The organism is Paenibacillus lignilyticus, from assembly GCF_017942085.1.
Classification (GTDB): Bacteria; Bacillota; Bacilli; order Paenibacillales; family Paenibacillaceae; genus Paenibacillus_Z; species Paenibacillus_Z lignilyticus.
The window spans coordinates 16861-38479 of record NZ_JAGKSP010000004.1 but is presented as its reverse complement, the minus strand read 5'-3'; the positions used below and the strand labels follow the sequence as shown (position 1 = coordinate 38479).

The 21619-nt window shown below is 52.9% G+C and carries 15 protein-coding genes; 3 read left to right on the top strand and 12 right to left on the bottom strand.

Annotated features, from left to right (window positions below; all coding sequences use genetic code 11):
• Nucleotides 1–147: 147 nt before the first annotated feature.
• The 12 genes from I8J30_RS33975 to I8J30_RS12185 all read right to left on the bottom strand — a co-directional run bounded on the left by I8J30_RS33975 (nt 148) and on the right by I8J30_RS12185 (nt 18299).
• The gene (locus I8J30_RS33975; protein ID WP_210655551.1) at nt 148–414 is read right to left on the bottom strand and encodes a hypothetical protein; all 267 of its coding nucleotides are present in this window, start codon (nt 412–414) and stop codon (nt 148–150) included.
• 224 nt (nt 415–638) lie between these two features.
• The gene (locus I8J30_RS12235; RefSeq protein ID WP_210655553.1) at nt 639–1520 is read right to left on the bottom strand and encodes a carbohydrate ABC transporter permease; all 882 of its coding nucleotides are present in this window, start codon (nt 1518–1520) and stop codon (nt 639–641) included.
• Nucleotides 1521–1559: 39 nt separating this feature from the next.
• A complete protein-coding gene (locus I8J30_RS12230; RefSeq protein WP_210655555.1) occupies nt 1560–2465 on the bottom strand; it encodes an ABC transporter permease in 906 nt (301 codons plus the stop codon).
• Between the two features lie 90 nt (nt 2466–2555).
• Nucleotides 2556–4262, bottom strand: coding sequence for an extracellular solute-binding protein (locus I8J30_RS12225; RefSeq protein WP_210655557.1), 1707 nt, complete (start codon nt 4260–4262; stop codon nt 2556–2558).
• Nucleotides 4263–4451: 189 nt separating this feature from the next.
• Entirely contained in the window at nt 4452–6053 is a 1602-nt protein-coding gene (locus tag I8J30_RS12220; protein ID WP_210655560.1) for a response regulator transcription factor, read from the bottom strand.
• Nucleotides 6031–7824 (bottom strand): sensor histidine kinase, encoded by a 1794-nt coding sequence (locus I8J30_RS12215; RefSeq protein ID WP_210655562.1) that lies wholly within the window; start codon nt 7822–7824, stop codon nt 6031–6033. Before I8J30_RS12215 ends, I8J30_RS12220 begins: the two co-directional genes overlap by 23 nt.
• Nucleotides 7825–7864: 40 nt before the next feature.
• Nucleotides 7865–9535: an extracellular solute-binding protein gene (locus tag I8J30_RS12210; protein WP_210655564.1), complete on the bottom strand. Its 1671-nt coding sequence runs from the start codon at nt 9533–9535 to the stop codon at nt 7865–7867.
• Between the two features lie 107 nt (nt 9536–9642).
• Nucleotides 9643–11835 (bottom strand): glycoside hydrolase family 36 protein, encoded by a 2193-nt coding sequence (locus tag I8J30_RS12205; RefSeq protein WP_210655566.1) that lies wholly within the window; start codon nt 11833–11835, stop codon nt 9643–9645.
• Between the two features lie 74 nt (nt 11836–11909).
• The gene (locus I8J30_RS12200; protein ID WP_210655568.1) at nt 11910–13124 is read right to left on the bottom strand and encodes an amidohydrolase family protein; all 1215 of its coding nucleotides are present in this window, start codon (nt 13122–13124) and stop codon (nt 11910–11912) included.
• Nucleotides 13121–15421 carry an alpha-L-rhamnosidase-related protein gene (locus tag I8J30_RS12195; RefSeq protein ID WP_210655570.1) on the bottom strand — a complete coding sequence of 767 codons (2301 nt, stop codon included), beginning with the start codon at nt 15419–15421 and terminating at the stop codon, nt 13121–13123. Before I8J30_RS12195 ends, I8J30_RS12200 begins: the two co-directional genes overlap by 4 nt.
• A complete protein-coding gene (locus tag I8J30_RS12190; RefSeq protein ID WP_210655572.1) occupies nt 15421–16329 on the bottom strand; it encodes a creatininase family protein in 909 nt (302 codons plus the stop codon). Before I8J30_RS12190 ends, I8J30_RS12195 begins: the two co-directional genes overlap by 1 nt.
• Before the next feature lie 176 nt (nt 16330–16505).
• Nucleotides 16506–18299, bottom strand: coding sequence for an alpha-L-rhamnosidase-related protein (locus I8J30_RS12185; protein WP_210655574.1), 1794 nt, complete (start codon nt 18297–18299; stop codon nt 16506–16508).
• Between the two features lie 744 nt (nt 18300–19043).
• Here I8J30_RS12185 and I8J30_RS33640 point away from each other — a divergent pair.
• From I8J30_RS33640 to I8J30_RS12175, 3 genes are read left to right on the top strand one after another with little or no spacing between them, the layout of a single operon-like run.
• A complete protein-coding gene (locus I8J30_RS33640; RefSeq protein WP_276316068.1) occupies nt 19044–19172 on the top strand; it encodes a hypothetical protein in 129 nt (42 codons plus the stop codon).
• Between the two features lie 46 nt (nt 19173–19218).
• On the top strand, nt 19219–20574 hold the full coding sequence (locus tag I8J30_RS12180) for a cytochrome ubiquinol oxidase subunit I (protein WP_210655577.1): 1356 nt from the start codon (nt 19219–19221) through the stop codon (nt 20572–20574).
• A complete protein-coding gene (locus tag I8J30_RS12175; RefSeq protein ID WP_210655579.1) occupies nt 20571–21596 on the top strand; it encodes a cytochrome d ubiquinol oxidase subunit II in 1026 nt (341 codons plus the stop codon). The genes I8J30_RS12180 and I8J30_RS12175 overlap by 4 nt, the downstream gene beginning before the upstream one ends.
• The last annotated feature ends 23 nt before the right edge of the window (nt 21597–21619 follow it).

Sequence of the window (21619 nt, the reverse complement as noted above, 5' to 3'; positions counted from 1 at the left end):
CGAAGACGCTGCACAACCATAACCCCGTATGGCGGCAATTCTGTGTTTCCGACCAACGTTCCAATATTTATGCAATCTTGGACAGGTTCCTTAAACTCTACTACTTGCGAGCTCGACATATAATTAAGGAAGATGGCAACCTCTCCATCAGGGTGAAAAGTCAGGCGAATGCAAGAACATCTCAAAATGCTTCAGCCCCACCCAATCACTGCCGAAAAAGCCATTAAATAAGTTATAATTCTGGAAAGCCATTAAGACGCCCCACATGGGAAAATAGCTGAATATGAGGACCAACAAAACGCCGGGAAGCACCATCACTTGTAAATCAATCTGACTGATGAAAGTTTTTAACCAGCTTTTGCTGGAACGATGACGGATCTCTTTATAAGTTGCAGCTTGTAGCTCCGATTTCATGATTTTCTCTCCTATCTCTTTTTTTTTAATTATATCTGCAATACTCTTAATGAAATATGTCATCTGCCAACGAAAACATATTCGAAAAATCGGGAATACTAAATAATTTTGTAACAGGAAGCATGAAATTGACGCAAAAAAAGGTTGAGCAGAACGTGTCTGCTCAACCTCCATGCAATTGATTGTAGATTGTTGGATCAAGGACATGAAAGTAGACTACCCATTTACCCTTTAACAGAACCGAGGACGATCCCTTTTGTAAAATACTTCTGAAGAAAAGGATAGAGCAAGAGAATCGGCAAAGCCGTCACGAAGACTTGCGCGCCTTTCAGCGTCCGATCCGAAACATCTGCATACAGCTTTGCTGCGTCGAGCGTCATAATGTCGTTGCCCTTGACGACCGATTGCAGCATCGTCTGCAGTGGATACTTGGATATATCCGTCATGTACAGCAAGCCCGCGAACCAATCGTTCCAATGCCCCACGAAGTGGAACAACGTCACGGTCGCGATAACCGGCATAGACAGCGGAATGACGATCCGCGATAAGCTTGTGAAGTAGGATGCGCCGTCCATAAACGCGGCTTCTTCGATTTCGGAAGGCAGCTGCTTCAAGAAATTCATCATTAGAATGACACTGAAGATCGGAACGGCGCCCGGCAGCACCAGCGACCAAATGGAGTTCAGCAGCCCAAGATCATGCACGATGATATAGGTTGGGACGAGTCCGCCGTTAAACAGCATAACGAAGATCATCCCCCACATGTAGACGTGCCGCCCTGCAAACTGCTTCGCAGACTTGGCCAGCGGATAGGCCATCAGGATGGTCAGTACATTATTGAGCAGCACGCCAAGCAAGGTTCGCTCCGTGGATATCCAAAACGCCTTCAACACTTCCGCGCGGGTCAGAATGACTTTGTAAGATTGAATCGTGAAATCAACCGGCCATAGGCCTACCAGATTGGCATTGGCCGCGTGGCTGCTGCTCAAGGAAACGGCCAGCACGTTTATCAGAGGCAGGATGCAAAGGAATGCTGCAGCCGCAAGAAGCAGATAGTTGAAGATGGCGAACAAGCGCATCCCCCATGTATCATGTAGTTTGTTCATTTCATGCCCCCCCGAAGGAACAAATGCCTGAATGCGCGATTAGAATACGCGGTATTTCGTAATGCGGTAAGCAAGCAAGTAGCCTGCGATAATGAGCACGCTGTTCACAACCGATTTGATCAGCCCTACCATCGTGCTAAGGCTCCAGTTCGTTTCCTGAAACGCCACCCGATACACGTACGTGTCCAGAATATCGCCCCGATCCATGACGAGCGGATTATATAAGTTGAAAATTTGCTCGAACCCCGCATTGAGCACATTGCCCAGGCTCAGAATCGCGGTCAATATGATAATGGGCACGATGCCCGGGATCGTAATGTGGAGCGTTTGCTTCCAGCGGTTCGCACCGTCAATAACCGACGACTCGTAAAGGGCTGGATCGATTCCGGTTAAAGCTGCCAGATAAATGACCGTTCCCCAGCCAAAATTTTTCCAAATGTCCGTTGCTATAATAATCCAGGGAAAGCTCCGGTTGTCTCCAAGATAATAGAAAGGCTCGATGCCGAACCAGCCAAGAAATGAGTTCACGATGCCCGTTAGCGAAAACACGTCGAGAATGAGTCCCGCCAGAATGACCCAGGACAGGAAATGAGGCAGATAAATGATCGTTTGCACGCCTTTCTTGAAGAAGCTGCGGCGCACTTCGTTCAGCATGAGCGCAATGATAATCGGAACCGGGAAGCCGAGCAGTATTTTCAGTCCGGCAATGTAAACCGTATTGTTCGTCACGCGCCAGACATCGGGCAACTTCATCATGAAGTCGAAGTATTTGAGTCCGACCCAAGGCGATGCCCAAATTCCTTTGGAAGGCAAGAACTCTTTGAAAGCAATCAGGATGCCATAGAGCGGCAAATACGAAAACAGGATAAGAAAAACGACGCCGGGAGCAATCATCAGATGAAGCTGCCATTCTTTTGTAGCCAAACGCCTTTTGATCATGTTCATGAAGCCACCGCCATTGCCATTAGATATGCCAAGGCTCGCCGCTGCGGACGAGCCCTGGTATTCGGTTGCGCGTACGTCTTGGTATTGGGCTTACTTCTGCGTTGCTAGCACCGCATTCATTTCATCTAGAATCTGCTTGCCGCCGAGATCGTTGTATTGCTTCGCAAAGTCGTCGAAGGAATCGACCGGAGACTTGCCCACGATGATTTTAATGAACGTTTGATTCTCCAGGTCGAGCAGGCTTGCGCCTTTGAGCTTGCCTGTCTCTGTCGCGCTTCCGAACCAACCGTTGTAGACGATCGTTTTGTAGCTGCTGGCATTCGGTACTCCTTCGAGGAACGTTTTGTACCATGGCCAGTTAGCCGCATCGCCTTCCTTGCCCTTCTTCACGTTCTGGAACGTAACGCGCTGATCGGCCGGCATGTTCTGATCGGTGCCTGATTTAAGCGCATCGGTGAAGAGGTTGTAGCGGTTCGTATTGGCGTCAGGGCGGTCATTGAAGACTGGCAGCCAGTTGTTGATGCTGGCATTCGCGTACTTCGGATCCTTATTGAGTTCCGACCATGCTTTCGCCCACGCATTGTCGAGGTTACTGTAGGACGTTTCGGCAAGATTGTTTAGCAGCACCATCAGCGCTTCCGGATGCGCGAAGCCTTTGCGGACCACGAAGTAGCCGCTTACGTTAATCGGAACGTTCGGCTGATACTCCGAACCGCCAAGACCAGGCATTGGCATGCTGACGAAATCAGCGCCCTTCACGTTCTTCGGCACATCCTGCAGCGGCCAGAGCGGCGAGAAGAACTCCCCGATCAGAATGCCGACTTTGCCTTGCGAGACGAGCTCCATCGATTTCGGCATGTCTTTCGTTACGAATTCCTTGTCAATGACGCCTTCTTTATACAGTTCGGCCAGCATCGTCAAGCCCTGCTTCATATTCGGATTCAAGCTGCCGTAATTCAGCTTGCCGTCCGCATCCTTCACGTATACCTTCGGATATGCGCCGTAAGCGTTCATCAGCGCCGTAAACTTCAGGTCGAGCTGGTTGTTCATGGACAGCCCGTACGTGTCCGGTTTGCCGTCGCCATCCGGATCTTCCTTGGCGAAGCGCTTAGCCAGCGCGATCAGCTCTTCGAACGTCTTCGGCATTTGCGCGCCCAGTTTGTCCATCCAATCCTTGCGGATGTAGACGACAGGCGAACCGTTCAGTGAATCGGAAACGTTAGGCATGCCGTAGATCTTGTCTTCGCGCTGTGCGCCAGAGAACAGAAGCCCATCCTTGTAACCGGCGATTTGTTTTGTTTTGTCCGTTGCGTACTTGTCATAAATCGGCTTCAGGTCTTCCAGCATGTCATTCTTGATCAGTTGGTCCACGTCGGCTTGCTCCGCGAAGAAGATGTCCGGCAGATCGTTGCTCGCAATCCCAAGCTTGATGCGTTCGCGGTAGTTTTCGTAAGGGACGGCGAACTTGTTCGTCGGCTTGATGTTCGTCGTCTGCTCGATCATTTTGTACACCGCGTTGTTGCCTGGATCTTCTCCTTCAGGGTACACCTTGACATCGAATACGCTCTTCGCGAATACGACATCGACCGGCTCCTTGAATTTGTAGTAGTCGATCTCTTCCGCCGGCTTCTCCGCAGAAGTATTGTCCGTCGGCGCATTATTCGTTGTCGCCGAATCGTTCGTCTTATTCCCCGATTCCCCCGTGTTATTGCCATTGTTGCTGCCGCAGGCTGCCGTCAGTACGAGCGTCAACGCCACGCATCCAAACAGAGTAAAGCGCAGTGCCTTGTTCTTCACATGCATCCAATCCTTTCGCTCAACGTTATTGGAATTGCTCTACTTGCTACACATTTATCGTAACGGATGCAGGCTATCGCCAATAAGAAGAAAGTCTTTACGTTCGTGCACGATTTTGTCCTCTGCGCGGATTAAAGGGATACGAAGCAGTAAAAAAAGCGGCTCCCGAGTGAGAGCCGCCGCTTCAAGCTATGAATTCGATAACGAGGAGGAACGGAAATCCTGCGGCGGGATGCCGACGGTTTTGCGGAACACCTTGGAGAAGTAGTTCGCACTCTGGAAGCCGAGCTTCTCGGATATGTCCTGTATCCGGTAGCGATCGTCAAGCAGCAGCTTCTTGGCTTCCTCCATCCGAACTCGGGTAATGTAGCTCATCAGCTGCTCACCTGTAATCTGGTGGAACAGGCGCGACAGATAGGACGGACTGACATACTTAAGCTTGGCCAGCGCGTTCAAGGATAGATCCTCTTCTAGATGCTGATGAATGTAAGCGCGGACCTGCGCGATCAAGAGATCGGATGGATTGTCGCGAACCGCGCCCATCTTGTTCGAGATATGATTAAAGAGCTGGATGAGGAAGCTCTTCATAGAGCCGACGTCCCGATGAGACTTGAAGTTGCCTAGCCGATCTGCCGTCTGAGGGTCCAATTGGTTCTGCAAATTATAGAGCAGCAAGAATTGCGACAGCTGGTTGGCGATCGCAATGTAGTGAATGGCCAGCTGCTCCGGACTCGGCAGCTCCAGGCCGTTAATGGCGAAAGCGCTGTCCAGGCAGCGCTTGAACCTTGCCTCATCCCTGGCTTTTAGCGCCTCGGATAACTCCTGCGTGATCTTGTGCAGCAACTGGTAGTGGATCGCCGTCGCCTTGTCACGCTCCGGCGTGACGAGCAGCGTGCTGCTGAATGCGCACAATCGCAGCGCGGATTCAGCATACCAGAACGCATCGGGCCATTTGTCCCATGAGGACGGCTCAGGTGTGAGCACCATAGAGAAGGTGATGCCGAGCACCCGTTGAACGGTTTCATGCATAATCGACACCCGCTCGCTCCACTGCTCCCTGCTCTGCTCCTGATCTTCCGTCTGCAGCAGCAGCACGAACCAGCCTTCGAAGCGGAACGACTCCACGCGATATTGTCCCGCCCATAGCTCCTGAACCATGTTTTGCACCGCAAACAGAAGCAAGAACTCGTCTTCGTTATGAAACCGCCTGCCGAAATCGTCGATACGCACAATCAACGTCCATACGGGCAGCGACACAGAAAGCGGTATCCGCTTCTGGCTGAAAGCCGAATCGGATAATGTCCTCACATTCACTTCGCCGTGAAGCATGCGCCCCCACCATTTGTCCTGCATGAGCGGAATCGCTTGACGGGACAGACGCTCGGCCTCCTCTAGAGAAAGCATTAGATGATAGGCTTGGTCGAGCTGGGATATAGCCTCTTTCAAGCTCACCACTACTTCTTCGTCTTCCGCAGGCTTCAGCAAGTAATTCAATGCTCCCAGTTGCAGCGCGCGCCTTGCGTAATCAAAGTCCGAGAAACCGGTCAGGAAGATAACTGCGGTATGGCGCCATCTTTCCCTAAGCCGCTGAACGAGCTGCAGTCCATCCATTTCGGGCATGCGGATATCTGCCAGCACGATATCGAACGGTTCCTGATCGAACTTGCGAAGCGCTTCGTTCGCCGAGAAGGAGTAGCTGATTTCCCTTAGAGGCAGCCCAAGCTCGGTAATCATCTCCGCAAGGCCCTCCGCAATCGCCGGCTCGTCGTCAACGATCAACAGTCTGTACATGGCCGGTCACTCCCTCTTGGTTTTGTGGCTTGAACGGATGAATAGCTTCCGGCTGCTGCTTCAGCTTGCATAGCGGAATGCGAAGCGAGGATGTAAACCCGTCCGGCGCACCGTTCTCCAGCATGATCCCGCTCTCCTCGCCATACAGATGATAAAGCCTGCGATTCACATTCCATAAGCCAAAATGATCCGAGCTGTTCACGGGCTTCTCCAGACGGCTCTGCAGCCTCAGCCATTGCTCGTTTTCCATGCCGCGACCGTTATCCTTCACGTCCAACCGTAAGACATCCCCTTCCACGCAACCGGTAATGCGCAGAAAACCAGGCCGGTCCGCGCGTTCGATCCCATGCAAAAGCGCATTCTCCACAAGCGGCTGCAAGAGTAGGCCCGGAACCTCGATACGTTCAAGCCCTGATTGAATATCGATTTCGAATTCGAGCCGGTTGGAGAACCGCATCTTCTGAATTTCCAAATACGTACGTGTGTATTTGATCTCCTCCATCAGCGCCACGTCGCGAGATCCCTGTTGGGTGACGAAACGGAAATAATCGCCTAAGTACTTGCACAGCTTTGCCACCTGATCCATCTCGCCGGATTTGGCCATCCGATACCCGATGTAGAAGCAGTTGAACAGAAAATGCGGGTTAATCTGCGATTGGAGCTGCTTCAGCTCTGCTTGCTGTCGCTCGATTTTGCTTTCGAGGACTTCCTCGATCAGGCTTCGGAGTTGACCGACCATTTTATTGAACTGTTTATAGACAAATCCGAACTCGTCCTTCTGACTGACGGGCAAGGTGGAATTCAAATTCCCGATCTCCACCTCGCGCATCGTCCGCACAAGCTTATGGAGCGGCTTATGAATTTGATGGTAGGTGAACCAGGAGTACAGCACGGCAAATAGAATCATGCTGATCGAGATGCCCACGTACCATTTCCAGATGACGGCGACCGGCGCCAAAATGCTGCTTTCGGCGATATAGGACACCAGCGTGAAGTTGTGGTCCGTCGAGCGCTGGACGAGATATGCTTTCCCGTCAACTTGAATCCGGCTCGTCTCGTCCTCCGCAAGCTGATCGTAGATGCTGCGGTCAAGCACTTCCGAATCCGCATCGCCGATTCGTTTTCTCGTTTCGTCATCGATAAGAAACACGTTATACTTCTTGTTGTCGTCCAGCTTGTTCATCGTCGCAATCATGCGTTTCTGTGATAGGTTCGTTCCGAGCACGTAGAGGACGTTGGTATTGCTGCCGTCCGTAACCGCCGTGGAATAGGTAATAGTGTCATTGCCGATGTAGCGCACCATCTCGTCCGTACGGTTCATATGCCTGCGAAGAATGGTTTCGTCCGCTCCCCCGATCGACGTCACCCCTTCATTGACGGACAGCTTGATCTTCGACTGGGGAAGCAGCAGGAAGACGTCCGTGACGTAATCGCTGGAGTAATTGACGATCTTCATCTTGGCCCGGATGCTGCCAGCCAGCTGGACGAATTCATAATCGAAACCGTCATGCTGATGTAGGTATACCGCCGGCATGTCAGCGTCGTTATTCAGGGCGATGAGCATCTGATTCACGTTGCGCAGCTCTTCCTGCAAGTAATCCATAAAAAACTGCAGCTTCGAATGCGCCGATTGCTGCGCTTGATTGGACAACGCATTGCCGGCCACCCACAAGGCGCCATAGCAAATCGCGGTGAAAGGAATCATGACCGCAAGAAAGCCGAGAAACATTTTACGAAACACGCCTGTGCGCAGCAACCCTCTCAATCCCATTGTCCACCGCCTTCCTGCCCGTGCTCCGCTAATCGGAGCTTCATTGTTTTTGCTGCCAGGCATTCACTTCCCGAGTGATCGCATCCCCGCCGAGCTTGACCCATTTTTCCTTGAACCGGCCAAACATGTCCAGAGGTGAACCCATGATGATTCGCGTCAATTGTTCGTGCTCGAGGCGTGCGAGCGCTTCTCCTTTAGTGAGCATCTCCGGTGTCGGCGCATCGAAGAAGGCCGAATACTGCAGCTTAGGGTAACTGCTCAGCACCAGTTCCGACTCATCGAATATTTTGCGGAAGGTCCAGGCGTCCAGCTTATCCTTGGATTGAATGAAGTTCGCATAGATATTGCGGGCCGATGTGGAAACGAGCTTGGTTTCATCGCCCGACTGAAGCGCCGCATGAATTTCTTTGCCTGATTGCAAGTTCCGAACAGGTGAATCGAACAAGTAGGGCTTCATGTACAGATGCGCGGACAAATCCTTGTAGACGCCTTTGCCCGCTTCGTCCCAGAACTTACCCGGCTCGCCCATATTCGCTTGCATCATGTAGGTGACGTTGAGCGCCTTGATCAACGCCTCGGGATGCTCGTAGCCGCTGCGGACCACGACCCAGCTTCCCGAGAAGGGAAGCGCCTTAGGCACGGCGGGTTTCCCATCCACGCTCGGAATAGGCGCGACAATCCAGTCCGCATTCGGATTGTTCTTGAGCGCATCCTTAAGCGGCCACAGGGGGTAATGAAACGGTCCGAATACGATGCCAATTCGTCCGTCCGCGACATCCTTGGAAACGCGGTTCAAGTCCTTAATGGCGAATTCCGGGTCGATTGCGCCGGAATCGTACCAGTCCTTCAGCATGGAGAGCACGGGAATCATCCGATCGCTGATAGTGCCGTACGATAATTTGCCGTCAGGAGAGCTTACCCATAACTCCGGGTAAACGCCGAAGCCTGCCGCAAGCGCGTCCATTGTCATTCCACCCGGCAAGCCGACTGAGCCGCCCTCAGCGGCTTGCTCAAAAGCAACGCCCCAGGTATCCTTCTTCCCGTTGCCGTCAGGATCTTGCGAAGCGAACGCATGAACAAGCTCGTTCAGTTCGGCAGTCGTACGCGGCACTTGGCGATGAAGGTTACGCAGCCAATCTTTGCGTATATACATTAATGCTATGGAATTGCCCATATCCGAGGGAAGCGGAATCCCGAAGATGCGTCCACTCTTCGTTGCAGGTGTAAACGCGATCCGATTCTGGTAGCCCATGTTCGCCTTCAGACCAGGCAGTGCGTACTTGTTCCATACATCCGTCAAATCCTCGACCTGACCGTTCTTGATCAGGCGGGACATTTGCTCCACGTTTACTTGAACGGCGTCGGGAAGATCGTTGCTGGAGATGTCGAGATCAATTTTCTCCCCGATCTTTCCGCCGTCCGCCACCCATTTATTATGAAATTCGAGATTCAGAAAAGATTTCATATAGCGTGTATGCAAATTATCGTCTATGCTTTCGCCCGATGCGAATCGCATAACGTCGTTCATCCCTGCCCAAACCGTCATCGTGACCGGTTCGGCATAAGGAGTGACAGGGCCGTCCGTCTCTGGCCGAGACAGCTCGGTATTTGGCGATTTCCCGGCTTGCGAAGCGCAGCCGGCCATCTGAGCAATAGCGAGAAGGGAAAGGAAACCGAATGAATAGGAACCTCTGAATCTATGAATCTTCACCTTACCCTCGCCCCCAAGAAAACAATATATATGAATCATATCATTTACTCAGGCAGGGCTCATAAACAAAAGATGGAAGGCGTTCCATCAGTGGGGAACTACGGGAACTACCCGCTAATCACAAACAAACGCGCTCTGTTCATGCCTGAAATCCGCACGGACAGCTTCGCGAGATGGGGATGGAAGGCGAACTGCGTTTCCGCCGGACTCGCTGGGTAGATCAGCTCTGCCCTGGCATGTCGGCCAAACCAACGTTCAAGCGGGATTTCGCAGACATCCTCCGTGCTCTGCAGCTTCCATACCGCAAGCAGCATGCGGTTCTCGCTGACATTGTTCAGCCCGAATGAAGCCCATTCCTTCGTATCGCCAAGTCTCGCGAGGCCGCTCGGATAGACGGGAACAGATTGTCTGATCTGCGCGCGTTCACGCTTATAGATCTCAAGTCCTTGCTGAATCAGTGCCATGTTGAATACGTCCGCGGCATAGAGATGTCCGGCCAGCACCAGGTTTCCGCACATGCCGTTCACAAGATTGAAGATCGTCTGCTCGCCGTCCTTCATGCTCTCCTGATACACCTGACCATGGACGAGCTCCGGCTGCTTCTGCTCGAGAAACGGAAGCGGATACGGATAGCTCCATATGCCGGATTGCTCCGGCAGGACTGCCGCCTGCGTGCCCATCAGGATCGACGGATACCGCTCATAAAATTCCTGATCGCTCGTGCTCTGAACATGGAAATGCGAGAGCGCCGCGTAATCCTCGCGCATTGCGCCCGAACCGCAATTCTCCAGGATCAACGTTGGATGATTGGCTCTCACTTCGTCAATGAAGGAATAGAATGCATCCAAGTTCTCGCGGACGCCATCCTTGGACACGCCGTCAGCGCTGTCGGCATGCGGAATATAATCGTTGTAATCGTTCTTGATATAACCGACGCCCATGGCCGCTAAACGGTCAAACAGCTGATGGAAGTACGCTCTGACCTCATGGTGAGCGAAATTGAGGAATACCCGATCAGGGCCGCCGACTCTTCTCCCGTTATGCAGCAGGAACCATGTGTCCGGCTTGGTGAATAACTTCGATCGCTCATGGCACATTTCGATTTCGAGCCAAATCCCCGGCGTCATGCCTGCGCGTTCGATGTCACGAAGCATCTGCTGCAGGCCGCCTTCTCCGAAACGCTCGTCGACCGGCTCCCAATCCCCCAGCACTTGCACGGGCTCTTCGGTATGCTCCATGAACCAGCCGGCATCGATGCAGAACACTTCCGCTCCCGCTTCTGCTGCGGATGCGATGAGCGGCTCCAAGCGCTCGCGGGTTGGCTGGCCCCAAATGCCGTTCATGAAATCATTGTAGACGACAGGAAATTCTCCCGTCCAAGCATTGGCCGGCTTCAATATTTGCCGCCTATAGCGGGTCAATTCGCCGACTGCCTCATTGAAGTCTCCCAGCGTGCAGCCAAAAGCAACCGGAACGCTCGTGTAGGTTTCATCCGGCGCAAGTGTCCTGCTCCAATTCCCGAAGCGCTCGTTTCCCGCGTCGGCGCTCAGATACAAGCAACCTTCCGGACCTGCCCATGATCCGCGGTAGCCGATCTCCACGTTCCATGAAGTGGACGTCTCGAGCTGCACGTACCACACCTTGCCCGTCTCCTTGTTCTCCAGCACGAACATCGGCAAATATTTGCCTGTGCTGAACGAGCCGTAGGAAGAGAAGCGGATCGTATTGGATGGTGGATGAGGAGAATGATGGTACAGCCCCAATTCTTCGAGGTTTTGGCTGCGCCACTGGCCTTCACCGTGCCAGGTTTGATGCGCGTAATGCAGCCGGAGTTTGTCCGCTGCCTGCCAATCCTTCAGTCCGTCCGTTGCCAGCCCGTTCAGCAGCGCCGCTGAGAAGTAAGTCAGCTTGCGCGGCTCGCTGCCCGTATTCGTCACGGATGTATGCTGGCGTATGACCGCGCAGCCCGGCACGAATTCGTAATCAACGGTGACCTCAATCGCTTGTTCCTCATGGACGTACGTAATGCGGAAGCCTTTTTCACTCTGCTCCTTGGACTTGGCTATCATCTGCGCGGGCAGAATCGTGCTCCCGTTTGGCGGTACGGGGAAGAGCAGGCGGCCAAAGCCTTCAATGCCGATCTGGAAAGGCACGACCGGGATAGAGGCGAAGCGATCGAACCGTTCTTCCACCGTATTCAGCACATCCATGGCACAAGCCGTCTCATTCTCCAGAAATTCCATGCTCATGCCTTGATGTTCGATCTTCCGTTTGCTTATACCGGTTACCGTTTCTATCATGCGTTGCATCTCCTTTATGGTGCGGGGAAGAGCAAAACCTACAAGGCAGCAAAGCACCTGCAGGTTCGCGTCATTTACCGTTTGATTTGATAGAGCTTGTAGGCGTTCTCGTACATGATTTTGTCGGCAAACCGTTCCGCATCCTTCGATCGCCATGCGCCGCTGTTCACTTTGTCCGCGCAGACGCGGGCCAAAATATGGCGGAAAGCCATAGAAGCACCGACCGCTTCTTCACCAGTCCACGTGTCGCCGCCCCATGCGATCTTGCCGCTGTCCCGCAGCACATCGGCGTAAACGTGAAGAGCATCTTGCGCAGCAGTGGTCGAGATGAGCGGCAGCCAGTTGATGTCAATGACGAGATTGTCGTAATTGTGCGCAAGCGCCGCCGTATCGTAGGTCCACGGAAAGCCGCCGTGGAACAGGACGAACTGATTGCTCGGATGCGCGGCGATGAGCGGCTCCAGCAGGAGCGGATTGGACCCGCCGAGTCTTGCGAGCCCGGTATGGATCTGCACAGGAAGCTCCAGCTCCGCCGCGAGGCTAAGAGCAACCTGCAGCATATAATCGCCGAACCGATTCCGCTCGGCCTCGGAGATCTCGGACGGTTGCTTTCCGAAGACAGCCTTAGCGTCTTCTCGGGACGCATCCGAGAATGCGATCGTACGCTGATACGCGGATGCGCACTTCAAGCCCGCGATAGAAGGCCTGCGGCTGCGCAGCTCATGCTCGAACCGTTCCATGTACTGCGCGAAGGTCGGCGGCTGCTCGAATTGGTCGTGAATCGTCGTGCGCTCATTGGTCAGCGATTCTGGATGGTAACCCATCATCCACATGTCGAGCCGATAAACCGGCGTAATGAAGTCGGGGTAGCCGACATCGCTGCCCGTATTCCAAAAGCAATCTTCCAGAAATCCCGTATAACCGCCATGCTGTTTCATCAGATTCAGATGCCAGTCGGCATCCGACAGATGAGCGTGCCGTATCGCATGCGAAACATCGTCCCAATTGTCTGCAGTGAGTTCCTCAATGCCATAGATGCGCATGATAGCTTTCTCAAGCCATTGAAAATACGTATTGAAGCGGATTTTATCGAGCCATGCCGTCCGCGCTTCATAGGTTGCAGCAGGCGTAGGTCCACACCAGCCGACATAAGACCACTGGAACAGCAGATCCAGATCCAGCTGCTGTTGGCTGAACGCTTCCCGGTGATGCTCATGCGTGCTATAGACAGGCTTGGCGTTGAGAACGTCCAGCCACGCTTTCCAATCATTGTTCGTTGTCTGCATCATCGCTGCACCGCAGCCCCCTTCTCGAAATGAACGATTATGGCTTTAGGCATATCCTCATCACGGACGACCTGATAAACAGAAGGCACGGTGACCGTGCCCGAATAGACGCCGTCCTCCCGTTTCCACTCGGCGCGGATCAAGCCGTTCCTAGTCGGCAGCTCGGCCGATAAGCGGTCAGGCCCTTCGTCGGCCGGCTTGCGAAGACGGATGATGCCCTGGCCCAATCGCAGCACATCAATGCCGCTGATCAGTTGATGCAAAATATAAGCAGGAGATGCTCCCCACGCATGACACTGGCTGACAAGCGGGCCTTCCCACAGGTAAGTTGGGACGTTGCCGCCGTAGGTGCTCGGCGTTACGCCGTGAGGCGTCGAGGCGTCAAACGTTTCCCACCATGTGGTTGCTCCACGATCTACCATGGCTCCCCAATAACCTCGAATGAGCTCAAGTGCACGGCCCGTCATCCCCATCCGCACGAATACCTCCAGAACGATATGCTGGAAGAACGCTCCTTTGATTTCAACAAGCGCATTCGTATCGTAATAACGCTCGATGAAGCGAGTCGTCTCCGCCTCGGTCATAATGCCGCACCAAGCAGCTAAGAAATTCGTTTGCAAAGACAGATTCGTCGACAGCGTGTTGCCGATTATGCAATCGGTGAACGCTTCTTTGTCCGCCAGCCACAGCTGCCTGCGAATATCGAGCTTCAGCTGATCCGCGTGTTTACGGTAGTCGACGCTCACTTCGAATTTACCCAGTGCCAGTGACATCTCGGACATCGCTTCCAGCACCGCAACATATAGCGCATTGATGCACGTCACCTTATCCCGCTTGTCGATATGCACCGTCCAGTCGATGAAGCACCACCAGCCCGGCCGATCCGCCTGGGCGAACAAGCCCGTCTCGTCCTTCTGAGCACCGAACCAATCCGTCAGCTTGAGCAGATTCGGCCAAAGCTGTTCGATTGTTGCACAATCGCCGGAATAGCGCCAATAATCGCGCACGCCAAGCAGCCAGTGTCCGCAGAAATCGGTCAGCATCTGCGCGTTGCGTTCCGGTCCCGTTCCCGGAATGGATCCGTCCTCGTTCTGGATGCGCGCCCCTTGCAGCAGCGACTTGCGCAGCAGGGCGGTATCGCCGTATACATGATAGATCACCTTGCCCATCACGACGGCATCAGCTACCCATAGCGCCTTCTCGCGCCAAGGGCAATCCTCGAGATGATCCTGACTGTTCATCAGTGTTGTGTAGCAGCTTACGTCCCAGATCCGATTCAACCGTTCTTCGTTCGTGACGAATGTCCCTTGCTGCTTGAAGTCGTAGTGCTGATGCTCGAAGACAAGCTCTTTCACCGTCAGCGGCTTTGGCGCCGCAAGGAAGGAAAGCTGCAAAAACCGGCAGGCCCTTCGGCCAAATGTCGAAACAGCATTGTTGCCGCGGCGAAGCACGAACGTATCGACATATTGCAGCTCCAGCGATTCGCCGTATGCCAGCCTCATGACGCCGCCCTCCGGCGCTTCGATTATGATGACAGGCCGGCCGACGACCTCGCGCCCATAGTCAAAGACGACTCCAGGAAGCGAATACGGCGCTGAGCAATCGACCGACATGCCGGCGGCAGGCGATCGCGCAAGCAGCTCACTGGCGCCAATAACGCTTCCATAGTTTGCTTCTGTACGGATGATAGCCGCCGGATGCACCTGCTCGCGATGCAGCGGCGCAATCTCGGCAGGGATCAGATGCGTCCAAGGGTTCTCCGCATCACCTATGCGCGCCACGATGCCGGCTTGCAGCCAGTCTTCCTCGACATATTCTTTCTCCTGCCAGCCATCCTCGCGATCAACCACATAAATTTCATTAAACCCGCCCCACCGGCTGATGCGATGATTACGCGTCTCCCACCGTGGTGAAATCCGACAGGACCAAGAGGCATCCGAGCCTAGCAGCATCTCGCCCTCCGCCGACTCCAGCTGCAGCCAGAAGCCTCCGGGACCTTGCATCTGATTGGTGACGATATCCTTATCTCCGAAATGATAGACAACCGCGCTAAGGACGTTCTCTCCCTCTTGCAGGAAGGACGAGATATTGATTTCGTCATAATATTGCCACTCCGGCGAACAAGGAGATGGTCCTCTGCCAGCCAATTGGCCGTTTACGAACAGTTGATATTCTTGGCATGCCGATACCTTCACGATGACGTTCACATGCCCCAAAGCAATCTTTTTTCTAAAATCCACATACATATTCGGCTGTACAGCCGTTTGATCGGGATACCAAATCCATACCGCTTCCGTCATTATGTTCGCTCCCTGGGAAGTGCCCGGCTTCCGAATTCTTTTGCCATCCGCTCAATCTCCTCGAACTTGCCTTCCACGAGGTAATGACCGTAATTCACGAATTCCGAACCTGCGATATGCGTCCAGAACTCCCAGCCGCCCACGTTCCTCCAGCCCTTGGCCTGCGCTTGCACGATAGCCCGCTCGCCGCTGATATAGCGCTCCAGCACCGTATCGTCCCAGCTCATCATTTCCTGCGCCAAGCGCGACAACCGCTCGACAATGCGGTCTGCATATCGTCTTCCTAACTCTGGTGAAGAGCCATTCTCAATGATCCCTCCTATGCTGTAGTCAGGATCCTGTCGAATTCGCTCGATTTGCACGAGATCGGGATGCAAATCCCATAGCAGAGAGGTTTCACCAATGCCCGCATGATCGCCAAGGTACCCTTCATCAAGCGCAAGCCAGTATTCCGGCGATCCGAATACGGGAATCCGCAGCCTCTCTGACATACGTACTGCCGTCTCGCGAATGACGATTTGCTGGTTATGACCGTAATGTCCGGTAAGCAGAATGATCGCTTTGAAGCCGTTGCGGTGGAATTCATAGCAATACTGCTCGAGCCATGTGCGAAGCAATACGTTCTCCCATGCCATCTCCGGCTCCATGATGACCGTCGCGGGCTTATCAAGTCCGCCCATTCCGCCATACAACGGGGGATGCACGACTCCGCCTCCCGCACGGGCGGCCGTACGAACTAGCAGCTCGTGGGCTTTAAGAGAATCCAGTCCCAACGCGTTATGCTCGCCATGCCATTCCACAGTGCCAAGGGGCATAAACAATATCGGAAGCTTCGCCTGCGCGTTGCGGAATTCTTGCGGCAGCATGAGTTCCCATTGAATTTGGTTACGGGGCAGCTTATCGTTCACTCTGAATCGACTCCTTTATCGAACTAGTCTATCCCCTAAATATACAAAGAAGGGGCTCACCTTTATGATAGGTAAGCCCCGACGCCAGGGTAAGAACAACATTTTTACTTTCAGGTACGATCTTGCCCGCTTGAACGAAGACGTCACTGTCGACGTTCTTGTGCGCTGAACAGCTGCTATCTGACGAAGATTTCCATCCCTTCGCCTGCTTTGCAGCGAATGGTCCCCGTGTGGCGCACAATTCCCTTCACTTGCCCCCCTCGGTTCCGCTCTGCTTCCATTTCTATAATGCCATGCGGTGTAGGCACCTCCGCTTTGATCCACTTCAGTCCGCCCAAGGAAGGCTTGGCGCTGAAGCTGGCAAACCCCGGTGTCAGCGGCTGAATACCGGCAACGTACGCCTGCAGCCCATAACTCGAGGAGCCTCCCCAAGCGTGGCTGAGCGACAATGTGTCGCCAAAACTTCCGACAGGCAGGCTGCCGTCGCGGTTCATCATTTCCCAGTACGTACGGTGCCCCTGGTTCAGATGGCTTGATCCGACGCGCCGCATCACCTCGAGTCCTCGATCCGTTTGTCCCGCATGAAAGCTGGCAAGCGCCTCATAAGCCGACATGTACGGCCATATCGTATCGTTATGCCGCCATACGGCCGCCTCCTTCGGCAGGACATTCCACCACCAAGCGCCGTCTAGCGGCTCCTCGAACACCGGCACGACGTTAATCGATCCTCGCTCCGTCCAGAACTGCTCCTGCACCTCATGCAAAATCGCTTCTGCTCGCGACAAGTCCACTACATCGTGCAATATCGCCCACAAGTTGCCATCAATTGCGAATCGATCCCTATGCTTTGTGCCTGCGGGCATCATGGTCAGCAGCGACGTGCCTATGACGCTGAACTGGGATAGAATCGAACGTTTCGTTCGTTCAGCCTGCTCGCGGCAATAAGCTTGCATCGGATGGCCGACTAACGCGAACAGTCGGACGAGCGCATCCCAAGCGGCTTTCTGCGCAAGCGCTAGCCCGCTGATTTTCCCGCGTGCGTCGATGGAATACATCCAGCTGTTGAGTCCGTTAATCAAGCCATCAGTATCCATGCGTTTGTTCATCCAAGCGACGACTTCGAGCAGCCGATTCTTGTTTTCGCGCAAATAGCCTATATCCCCCGTCAATAGAACATATTCCCACAGATTGACGATTGTCCACATCGTCCACTCATAGAAGATCTGGCCGTAGGCGCCGCTGCCCGGGATGATGCCTTTCTCCTCGCCAGTTGTATGCTGAATGCTTAACAGCAGCTCAAGCGTGTTTTTGACAATTTCAGGCCTATCGAATGCATATAAGGCGGTAAGCGAGGCCGGCCTGAGATCGCCGCCCCAAATATCCTTGTCACGCCGCACCCCGTCCCAAATGACATAGTCCGAATAGGGTCCTTTGAGCTCGCACTGCGTGTACATGGATGGTTGACTGCAAATTTCCGTCGTATAGACTCCCATCGCCCAGCATTCGTTAATCAGCTCATCGTCGCATTCGAACCCTCCGACTGTCTTGTAAGGTGCCGCCGTATAGGCCAGCCATAGCTTGCGGATCTCCAGCGGCTCGTCTGAACGATTCTCGATCTCCAGATAGCGCAGAGCCGTCAGGTCCTCCTCTAGTAAATAGACACCATCGCCTTGCGCAACGAATTGGCTCAGCGTGCCGAAAGGGCGCATGCGCACATACGAGGGGAACCTGCCGGACAGCCATGCTTCATCCTCAAAGCCCTTATAGAGCGAGGAGAATAGTCTTTCGTCGCTTGTGTACACATACCGAATGCGCTCCCAGCCCGGCGAAGCCTCTCCCAGTAGAACATACAACAAGCCCGCGCGTTTCAAGTTAAAATCAAACCGTATGGTTTGCCCAGGCTGCAGCACGACCTGCGAGAAACCGTCGGGAACCAGCTCTCGGGAAGCCGGAGTAAAGGATCTTTTCATCAATGGATGCACCTTCCACGTCCAATTTTGTAAGAACGAATGAACCGCAGCATAGGAATCGCTAGCTACTTCTATTCTAATCTTAGAAAAACGCATCTTCTTGCGAAATACGATCCTCTTGTCATTCGGGTAGATTTTTGTCAGATAGAGAATTGCGCGAATCCACCGGTCCAATTCTTCATTCCCGACCAACGTAAAAAACGGATTGGCTGCAAACCATCCGTTTCAATAGTACATTTCAATCCTTACATCAATAAAATCCGTAAAGCCGCTCGTCATTTGATTTCAATTCCTGAAGTGCAGATTCTTTATCATTCTCATGAATTTCTTCATACGTTCCATTTCCCATTATTAAACCTACTTTCAGCTCAAGTCATTTGATTTACTCTTATTTAAAAGAAATTAACTTTTCACCAAGTTATCCTCCCGTTAAGTGACGAAAGGCTGCCGTTCATGCCGGGTCACACATTTCTTGCTTGAAACCACACTTTTGACTCGTAGTTGTACTACTTAAGTAATTTAGGGATCACGTTCGGCTCGTTTGTTGTAGGAGGTTTATTCATTTCCTATCTGGGCATATCGCTTTACGGATCATTGTTCTTCTTCTTCTCATCACTCATAAACATCCCATTCCCCAGAATTCAAACCCTCGTCACAATTCATGTGAAAATAATCACATAGATCGGCTATAATAATCGTGTAACCATCAAATCACATCACATCTACATGAGAGAAGGGATTCAATTGGCCGGTCAACCGCAAAACCCGAAAGACAGAAACCGTGTAGCCAAACAAGAGAAACGCCTTATCCTGCTTTGCATCATTGTTGCGGTCATTATGCTGCTCTCTCTGTCACGATATGTGTTTAATTAATTGGTAACGATGAACGACAACATCAAGCACTTGGGAGGGATTACAAATGCTGCTTAGCAGTTACGATCCGGTCATGTATAGTCGGATGCTCACAGGACTCACGCTTGCTTTCCATATTATTTTCGCAACGATCGGTGTAGGGGTCCCGCTAATGATTGCACTCGCGGAGTGGATCGGGATCAAACGCAATGATGAGCATTACTTGCTCATGGCGCGGAGATGGGCGCGGGGCTTCGTCATTACGGTGGCGGTTGGCGTTGTGACCGGGACTGCGATCGGTCTGCAGCTCAGTCTGTTGTGGCCAAGCTTCATGAAAGTCGCGGGCCAGTCCATCGCATTGCCGCTCTTTATGGAGACGTTCGCGTTCTTCTTCGAAGCGATCTTTCTCGGTATTTACCTGTACACCTGGGACCGATTCAAGAATAAAATGACGCATTTCTGGCTGCTCGTTCCCGTCGTTATCGGCTCGTCCGCTTCAGCCTTCTTCATTACAGTCGTCAATGCATTTATGAATGCACCAGCCGGCATCACCGTGAAAGACGGTAAAATCACTGACATTTCACCATTCGGTGCAATGCTGAGCCCGGCAATGCCGACAAAAGTGTCGCATGTACTCGTTACAGCTTACCTGACCTGCGCGTTCGTGCTTGCTGCGATTGCAGCTTGGTCGCTGCTCAAAGGCCGCAATCATGTCTATTATAAGAAAGCACTCAAGCTAACGATGGTTTCCGCCTTTATTTTCTTAATCTCAAGTGCGATCATTGGCGACTTATCCGGCAAATATCTGGCTAAATATCAGCCTGAGAAGCTTGCGGCTATGGAGTGGCATTTCGAAACGACAAGCGAAGCACCTCTGGTGCTTGGCGGGATCTTAACGGAAGACAATGAGGTCAAATATGGTCTCAAAATCCCGTTTGCGCTTAGTATTCTCGCCCATGGCGTGCCTAATGCGGAAGTTACCGGACTAAATGACATTCCGGAGGACGAACATCCGCCGCTCTATATTCATTACCTGTTCGATTTGAAAATGGGCTTCGTTGCGTTGATGGTCCTGATCGCCTCGGCCTTCATGCTTCTCCTGTGGCGCAAGCGCGAGCTCGCCTTCAGCAACAAGTGGATCCTTCGCGGCATCATATTGGCTGCGCCTCTCGCGATGCTGACCATTGAGCATGGTTGGATTTTCTCGGAGGTTGGCCGTCAGCCTTGGATTCTTCGCGGCATTATGCGCACATCGGAAGGCGCTACCGTATCCGATCATGTGGACACGATGCTATGGGTGTTCGCCCTGCTTTACATCGTACTCGCCTTCTCGTCGGTCACCGTCTTGACCCGCATGTTCCGCAGCAACTCGGCTGAGCAAGAAATCGAGGCTAAAGGCATTAAAGGAGGCGACGCGGAATGAGCTACGAAGTACTTGGCATAACCGTCCTCTGGATCTTCCTATTCGGTTACTTAATCGTCGCTTCGATTGATTTTGGCGCAGGTTTCTTCAGCTACTACAGCACAATTACGGGCAAACGCCACGTGATCAACAATATTATCGAACGTTATCTCTCGCCGGTCTGGGAAGTGACGAACGTCTTTCTTGTCTTCTTCTTCGTGGGAATGGTCGGATTCTTCCCGGACACCGCTTATTATTACGGAACCGCCTTGCTTGTTCCGGGGAGTATCGCCGTCATTCTGCTTGCCATTCGGGGTTCCTACTACGCCTTTAACACATATGGCACGAACAAGAACAACAGCATCTACATGCTGCTCTATGGCGCAAGCGGCCTGCTTATTCCCGCTTCCTTGTCTACCGTGATGACGATTTCGGAAGGCGGCTACATTGAGGTGAGCGACTCCGGTAAAGTCAGCTTCCTGTTCAGCAAGCTGTTCCAAAGTACGTACTCGTGGACGGTCGTGCTGCTGGCGCTTGTCAGCGTACTTTACATCTCGGCCATGTTTCTCAGCTATTACGCAGACCGTGCGAATGACCGAGGCGCCTTCGAGGTCGTGCGTAAATATGCGCTCGCTTGGAGTGCTCCCACGATTCTTAGCAGTCTGCTCGTATTCTTCGCCATTCGCGGCCATAACGCGGAGCATTACCAGCGGATGACGGAGCACGCGTGGATGTTCGTCGTATCCTTCGCCTGCTTCCTGATCGCGGTCTATCACGTGTGGACGCGCAAACGTCTCGGACTATCGTTTATCTTCGTCATGCTGCAGTTCGGCTTTGCGTTCTTCGGTTATGGCGCAGCTCACTTGCCGTACATTCTATATCCGTATTTAACGATTCACGATAATTTCACAAGCGAGCCGATGGCCATTGCGCTGATTTCCGTCTTCATCCTCGGACTGCTGCTGCTCATACCGTCGCTGTACCTGCTTATGCGGTTGTTCTTGTTTGATACCAAATATGTGCAAGGAAAGCGCGGCAAATAACCCTACAGGAGGAGGCTGAACCG